6 protein-coding genes are annotated in these 6,937 nt (G+C 74.3%); 4 read left to right on the forward strand and 2 right to left on the reverse strand.

Annotated elements, in window-relative coordinates; translation table 11 throughout:
* A partial coding sequence (locus AB0G16_RS38025; RefSeq protein WP_362815766.1) for a hypothetical protein occupies positions 1-300 on the reverse strand: 300 nt, incomplete at its 3' end.
* Between the two features lie 311 nt (positions 301-611).
* The gene (locus AB0G16_RS38030) at positions 612-941 is read right to left on the reverse strand and encodes a helix-turn-helix transcriptional regulator (protein ID WP_362815768.1); all 330 of its coding nucleotides are present in this window, start codon (positions 939-941) and stop codon (positions 612-614) included.
* A 184-nt stretch (positions 942-1,125) separates the two neighbouring features.
* On the opposite strand from AB0G16_RS38030, the gene AB0G16_RS38035 reads away from it, so the two are divergent.
* Genes AB0G16_RS38035 through cydC form a run of 4 tightly spaced genes read left to right on the forward strand, consistent with a single transcriptional unit; the run spans position 1,126 to position 6,669 of the window.
* The gene (locus AB0G16_RS38035) at positions 1,126-2,310 is read left to right on the forward strand and encodes a cytochrome ubiquinol oxidase subunit I (protein WP_362815769.1); all 1,185 of its coding nucleotides are present in this window, start codon (positions 1,126-1,128) and stop codon (positions 2,308-2,310) included.
* 11 nt (positions 2,311-2,321) lie between these two features.
* Complete coding sequence (locus AB0G16_RS38040) at positions 2,322-3,089, forward strand: cytochrome d ubiquinol oxidase subunit II (protein WP_362815770.1); 768 nt, start codon at positions 2,322-2,324, stop codon at positions 3,087-3,089.
* Positions 3,090-3,106: 17 nt separating this feature from the next.
* On the forward strand, positions 3,107-4,954 hold the full coding sequence (cydD, locus tag AB0G16_RS38045) for a thiol reductant ABC exporter subunit CydD (protein ID WP_362815772.1): 1,848 nt from the start codon (positions 3,107-3,109) through the stop codon (positions 4,952-4,954).
* Complete coding sequence (gene cydC / locus AB0G16_RS38050) at positions 4,951-6,669, forward strand: thiol reductant ABC exporter subunit CydC (protein WP_362815774.1); 1,719 nt, start codon at positions 4,951-4,953, stop codon at positions 6,667-6,669. Before cydD ends, cydC begins: the two co-directional genes overlap by 4 nt.
* The last annotated feature ends 268 nt before the right edge of the window (positions 6,670-6,937 follow it).

Below are 6,937 nucleotides of genomic sequence, written 5' to 3' on the forward strand. Positions count from 1 at the left end.
CTTTCCGGAGATCCTGCCGCGCGCGGCGACCGGGAGGACCGCGTGGTCCTCGCCCCAGACCGTCAGCGAGCCGTGCGTCCTGGCCCTGCGACCGGGGGCGTGGTAGGTGCCCCACCGGACGGTTCCCCGGGTGGCGCTCTGCCCGGCCGCGGGACCGGCGGCGGCCTGGGCGGTCGCCGGAGCGGCGGCCGGGATGACGGCCGGGGCGGCGGCCGGGGTGGCCGCGTGCGCGGCCGCCGGGGCGATCGCGACGAGGGCGGCGGCGAGGGCGAGTCCTGTCAGGGAGCGGGTCGTCGTCATGGAGGGGGTTCCTTTCCGGCTGCTGTGCCCGCAGTCTGTGACGCACCGCTTTCAACCCGGTTGATCGCCCACTGCAAGCGGGTATCAGCCGCCTGCCGGGAGGCGGCGGGAGCCGTGCCGCCGGGGATCGTCCCCTCGTACGGGAACCGCGTGCGGCCCCGTGGGAGGCGGTGGGCGGTGTCGACGGATCGCCCCCGCGCGGGAACCGCGTCCACCCGCGAGAGGTCGTGTCCCGCCCCGTGGACGCGAGCGTGGACGCGACCCTGAACGCGAGCGTGGACGCGAGCGTGGACGCGAGCGCGGGGAGGGCGTCAGCGGGCGGGGCGGGGCTCCAGGACGCTGCCGATGGCCCCGGTGAACTCCCGCCAGGCCGAGCGCTCCCCCGCCAGGGCCGTGTGGCCCGCGGAGGTCAGCCGGTAGGTGCGCCGCTTGCGCCCGCCCACCGTGGCCCACTCGCCGGTGAGGTATCCGGCCTGCTCCAACCGGCGCAGCGCCGGGTAGACCGTGCCGGTCGGCACGTTCAGCGCTCCCCCGCTCCGCGCCTGGAGCGCCTCGATGATCGCGTAGCCGTGCAGTGGTTCCTGCTCCAGCACCGAGAGCAGCAGGGCGTCCATGTGGCCGCGGAGCGCGTCGGTGTTCATACGGTGCCCTCCTTCCACCGGCCGGTCCCCGGGTCGCCGCGCTGGCCGCACATGCCGTACTCGCCGGTCCGTCCGCTTCGGTCGCTCACCTGATCAGCCTACCTCTCGTATAGACACTCTACATGTAGCCCGCCTACATGTAGAGTGTCTATACGTAGGCAGACATGACATTGGAGGTGAGATCGTGGACGTGCTCGACCTGGCCCGGACGCAGTTCGCCGTGACGGGGAGTCTTCACTTCCTGTTCGTCGTCCTGACACTGGGCCTGGCCCCCCTGATCGCGATCATGCACACCCGCTACGCCATCACCGGCAGGCCGATCCACGAGCGGGTGACCCGTTTCTGGGGGCAGATCTATGTGATCAACTACGCGCTCGGCATCCTCACCGGGCTCGTGATGGAGTTCCAGTTCGGCCTGAACTGGAGCGGCCTCTCGCACTACGCCGGAGACGTCTTCGGCGCGCCGCTCGCGATCGAGACGCTCGGCGCGTTCTTCCTGGAGTCCACCTTCCTGGGCCTGTGGATCTTCGGCTGGCACCGGTTGCCCACCTGGCTGCACGTGACGTGCATCTGGGTGGTGACGCTGACCGCCTACGCCTCGGCCATGTGGATCATGGTGGCCAACTCGTTCCTGCAGAACCCGGCCGGAGCCGTGCCGCGCGACGGGCACCTGGTGCTGACCGACCCCGTCGCGCTGCTCACCAACCCGGCCCTGACCATGGCGCTGCCGCACGTGCTGGGCTCGGGCCTGTGGGCCGGCGGCTTCGTGGTGATGGGCGCCAGCGCGTACCAGCTGTTCCGGCGGACCGCCGAGCGGGAGTTCTTCACCGGCTCGCTCCGCACCGGGGTGATCGTCTCGCTGGCCGGGTCGCTGATCACGGTCGGTTTCGGCTACGCCCAGTTCGGCCCGATCGGCCAGATCCAGCCGGGCAAGTTCGACGACGGGGGGCTGGCCGGGCTGGGCCTGGGCTTCATGATCCTCATCGGCCAGCTGCTGCAGCTCGTCGTCCTGTTCGTGCTGGTGCCGCTGGTGTACTGGCTGCCCCGCTGGCGCTGGGCGCAGCCCGCGCTGATGGCGATCACCCCGTTGCCCTTCGTGGCGTCGATCCTCGGCTGGCTGGCCCGGGAGGTCGGCCGGCAGCCCTGGATGATCAACGGCAGGCTGACCGTCGCGGACGCCATGTCCCCGGGGCTCACCCCCGCCATGGTGACCGGCTCGCTCGTCGCCTTCTCGGGCGTGCTCGGCCTGCTCGCGATCGTCGACTACGTGCTGATCGCCCGTACCGTGCGGCGCGGACCCGCCGCCGTCACCCTGGGCGAACCCGCCCCGGCCGACCCCCACGAGCGCGTGCGCGCGCTCAGCCACTAGGAGGACAGACCGTGGACATCCTGTGGCTCTGCGTGTTCGCCGTCCTGCTGGTCGGCTACTTCGCCCTGGAGGGACCCGGCATCGGGACGGGCATGCTGCTTCCCGTGCTCGGCAGGACCCGGCGGGACCGTGACGAGATCGTCGCCGCCATGGCGCCGTTCGTCCTGGCGGGCGAGGTCTGGCTGGTCGCCGTGGCGGGCGTGCTGTTCGGCGCCTTCCCCGCGGCCGAGGGAGAGGTGCTGTTCGGCCTCTACCCGCTGGTGGTCTCCCTGCTGGTGTCGTGGATCGTCCGCGACGCCGGGCTCTGGTTCCGGCGCCGCGTCGACGGGAGCGCGTGGCGCGAGGGCTGGAACGTCGCCGTCTGCGCGGGTTCCTGGGGACTGGCCCTGAGCTGGGGCATGGCGCTGGTCGCGATGGCCCGCGGCCTGGAGGCGCCGGTGATCGGCCTGCCCGGCCTGGCGGGCGCCCTGCCGATGGCCGCCCTGTTCGCCTTCCACGGCTGGACGTTCCTGTCCTGGCGGCTGTCCGGGCGGATGACCGGCGCCCGGCGCGGCGGGTGGGCGCTGGTGGCCTCCGGCGCCGCCGCCGCCGCGCCCGCCGCGGTACTGCTCGCCGCGTTCACCCCGTGGCTGCTGGACCGTACGGCGTCGGCCGGGGCGCTGGGTGTGTTGAGTGTCATCATCCTGCCCTTCGCACCGGTCATGCTGGGTGCGCAAGTATGGACATGGCGGACGTTCGGTCCCGAGCGGGCCGCCGATCGGGTTCCGTCGTTCTTCTGAGCTCTTCTAAGGTCGACATGCACAAGGATCTGGTACGGCTGGCGCTGGGCGAGCGGGCGGTCCGCCTGCATCTGGTGGCCTGCCTGGCCGCCGCCGTCCTGGCCGGGCTGCTCGTCCTGCTGCAGGCCGAGCTGCTCGCCGGGGTGTTGTCCGGGCGTTTCGCGGCCTCCGCCCTGATCCTGCTGGCGCTGGTCGTCGGCGTCCGGGCGCTGCTCGTCCTGGCGCAGGGCGCCGCCGCCGGGCGGATGGCCACCGGCGTGAAGTCCGCCCTGCGGCACCGCCTGCTGGCGCGGCTGCAGGAGAGCGGCCCCGTCAGGCCGGCCTCCCAGCGCTCGGGCGAGCTGGTGACGCTGACCGGCCGCGGCCTGGACGCCCTCGACCCCTACCTGTCGGGGTACCTGCCCGCCGTGGCGGTCGCGGGCGTCGTGCCGGTGGCGGTGCTCGTCCGGCTGTTCGCCGCCGACCTGCCCAGCGCGCTGATCGTGCTGGTCACGCTCCCGCTCATCCCGATCTTCGGGGCGCTGGTCGGGATGCACACCAGGGCCGTCACCGAGCACCGGTGGAGGGCCCTGTCCCGCCTGGGCGGGCACTTCCTGGACGTGGTGCGCGGGCTTCCCACGCTGCGCGCCTTCGGCAGGGCCCGCTACCAGGCCGAGGTGATCCAGCGGGTCGCCGACGCCCACCGGAGCGCGACGATGCGCACGCTCCGGGTGGCCTTCCTGTCCTCGCTGGTGCTGGAGCTGGCCGCGTCGCTCTCCCTGGCCATGGTGGCCGTCCCGGTGGGCCTGCGGCTGCTGTCCGGCTCACTGGACCTGTCGACCGCCCTGCTGGTCCTGCTCCTGGCGCCGGAGGCGTACCTGCCGCTGCGCACCATGGGGAGCCGGTTCCACGCCGCGATGGAGGGCGTCGCCGCCGCGGACGAGGCGTTCGCCGTCCTGGACGGCCGGGCGGAGAACGGCTCACCCGGTCCTGGCGCGGCCGACGGTCCCGGAGCGAACGGCATGGCCGACGGTCCCGGGGCGAACGGCCGGGCCGACGGCCCCGGCGGGGGCGTCCGGGCCGACGGTCCCGGCGGGGGCGTCCGGGCCGACGGTCCCGGTGAGACAGGCCGAACCGGGCCGGAGCGAGGGACGGCGCCGGAGATCCGGCTGGAGCACGTCACCGTCCGCTACCCGGACCGGAGCGAGGCGGCGCTGGAGGACGTCTCGCTGGTGATCGCGCCCGGTGAGCGGGTGGCGCTGGTGGGCGAGAGCGGAGCGGGCAAGAGCACCCTGCTGCACCTGCTGCTCGGCTTCGTCAGCCCGTCCGAGGGACGGGTGCTCGTGGACGGCGCCGAGATCGGCGACCACGACTCCTGGCGCGCCGGGCTGGCCTTCGTGCCCCAGCGCCCCCACCTGTTCGCCACCTCGGTGGCCGAGAACATCGCGCTCGGCGCCCCCGGCGTGACGACCGGCGAGATCGAGGCGGCGGCCCGGGCCGCGCAGGCCGAGGAGTTCGTCACGGCGTTGCCGCGGGGCTACGACACCGTGGTCGGCGAGCGCGGGGTGAACCTCTCGGCCGGGCAGCGGCAGCGGGTGGCCCTGGCTCGCGCGTTCTGCCGCCCGGAGGCCGGTCTGCTCCTGCTGGACGAGCCGACCGCGCGGCTGGACGGCCGCAGCGAGAGCGCGGTCGTGAGCGCGACCCGTGACCTGACCGAGGGCCGCACCGCCGTGATCGTCGCCCACCGGCCCGCGATGATCGAGCTGGCCGACCGGGTGATCAGGATCGCCGACGGCCGGGTGGTCCCCGCGGGGGAGCCGGTGGTGAAGGAGCCCGCCACGAGGAGCCCCGCGGCCTCGGTGCGCGAGGGAGGGTCATCGTCATGATCGATCTCATCGGCGTCCCGGCGGGCCGGGCGAAGGGCCGGGCGAGCGGACGGCCCCTCCTCGCGGCGGCGGCGGGCGCCGCCGCGGAACTGGCCGGGCTGGGCCTGATCGCGTCCGCCGCCTGGCTGATCACCAGGGCCGCCGAGCAGCCGCCGCTGGCGGCGCTGAGCGTGGCCATCGTCGGCGTCAGGGCGTTCGCGACCACCAAGGGCGTCTTCCGGTACGGCGAACGGCTCGCCGGGCACGACGTGGCGCTGCGCGCCCAGGCCACGACCAGGGAGCGCCTCTACCGGGCGCTCATCCCGCCCGGGTCGACGGACCGGCAGGGCGCCGACCTGCTCAGCCGGATGGTCGACGACACCGACGCCGTGCAGGACCTGCTCGTGCGCTGTCTGCTCCCGGCCGCGGCGGCGCTGGTCACCGGCGTTGCCGCGGTGACGGTCGGGCTCTTCCTGCTCCCGGCCGCGGCACTGGTGCTGCTGGCCGGGCTGCTGGTGGCCGGGGTGCTGATCCCGGCGGGCACGGCCGCCGCCGCACGACGCTGGGCGGCGCGGATCGCCCCGGCGCGGGCGGACCTGGCGGCCCGGGTCGCCGACCTGGTGCACGGCGCGGCCGATCTGGCCGCCTACGGGGCCGAGGAGCGGGCCCTGGCCGCCGCCGGAGAGGCCGACGCCCGGCTGGCCGGGCTGGAACGGCGGCAGGCGCGGGCGAACGCCGCCGCCTCGGCCCTGGGAGTGCTGGTCCAGGGCCTGACCGTGGCGGCGGTCGTGCTGACCGCCCAGGGCGCGGGGGCCGGTTCCGTGGTCGTCGCGGTGCTCGCCCTGACCTCGCTGGTCTCCTTCGAGCCGGTGCTGCCGATGGCCGCGGCCGGGGAGCGGCTGACCGGGGTGCTCGCCGCCCTGCGCCGGTTGCGGGAGGTCGGCGCGGCCCCGGCGGCGGTGACCGAGCCGGACGCTCCGGCCGAGGTCCCCGCGGGGCCGGCGACCGTCGAGGTGAGGAACCTGGTGGTCCGGCACGACGCGAGCCGCGCCCCCGCCCTGAACGGGGTCGACCTGACCCTCACCCCCGGCAGGCGGGTCGCGCTGGTCGGCCCCAGCGGCGCCGGCAAGAGCACCCTGCTGTCCGCCCTGATGCGCCTGGTCGAGCCCGAGTCGGGCACGATCCGGGTGAACGGGGTGGACGTCCGCGACCTGGCCGGTGACGACGTCCGGCGGGTGATGACCGGGCTGACCCAGGACCCGTACGTGTTCCAGACGTCGGTGCGCGACAACCTGCGGCTGGCCGGACCGGAGGCGGACGAGGCCGAGCTTTCCGAGGCCGTACGACGGGCGCGCCTGGACCGGTGGGTGGAGCGGACCGGCTGGGACGCCGTGCTCGGCGAGGACGGGCGGACGCTCTCGGGGGGTCAGCTCCAGCGGCTGGCCCTGGCCAGGGCGCTGCTGCACGATCCGCCGGTGCTGCTGCTGGACGAGCCGGCCGAGGCGCTGGACGAGACGACGGCGGACGCGCTCATGGCCGACCTGCTGGACGCCACCCACGACCGTACGACGTTGCTGGTCACCCACCGGCTGCGCGGCCTGGAGTCGATGGACGAGATCGTCGTGCTGGAGAACGGCACGGTGGCGCAGCGGGGCACCCATGACGAGCTGGTCTCCTCCCCCGGCTACTACCGCGATCTGTGGCGGTCGGAGGCGCTGACCGCGGGGAGGTACTGACCGTGGGGAGGTACTGACCGTGGGGGGAGCGACCGCCGGAGAGCCGGCGGCGGTCGCGGAGGGGTGACGCCGGGACCGGCGCGAGGGGCTGACTCGAAGACCCTGGAAGACCCTGGAAGATCGTGGAAGATCGTGGAAGATCGTGGAAGATCGTGGAAGGGCCGGCGGGGGCGGACAGGAAGGGCGCCGCCGGGGTCGTGACGACACCGCGTCCCAAGCAGTTGCTTCCCATCTACGACAAGCCGATGATTTACTATCCGATCTCCGT

This window comes from Streptosporangium sp. NPDC023615, assembly GCF_040640155.1.
Classification (GTDB): Bacteria; Actinomycetota; Actinomycetes; order Streptosporangiales; family Streptosporangiaceae; genus Streptosporangium.

Coding starts and splice junctions, on each gene's coding strand:
- cydD (WP_362815772.1), top strand. CDS start 3,107: ATGCACAAGGATCTGGTACGGCTGGCGCTGGGCGAGCGGGCGGTCCGC.
- cydC (WP_362815774.1), top strand. CDS start 4,951: ATGATCGATCTCATCGGCGTCCCGGCGGGCCGGGCGAAGGGCCGGGCG.
- AB0G16_RS38030 (WP_362815768.1), bottom strand. CDS start 941: ATGAACACCGACGCGCTCCGCGGCCACATGGACGCCCTGCTGCTCTCG.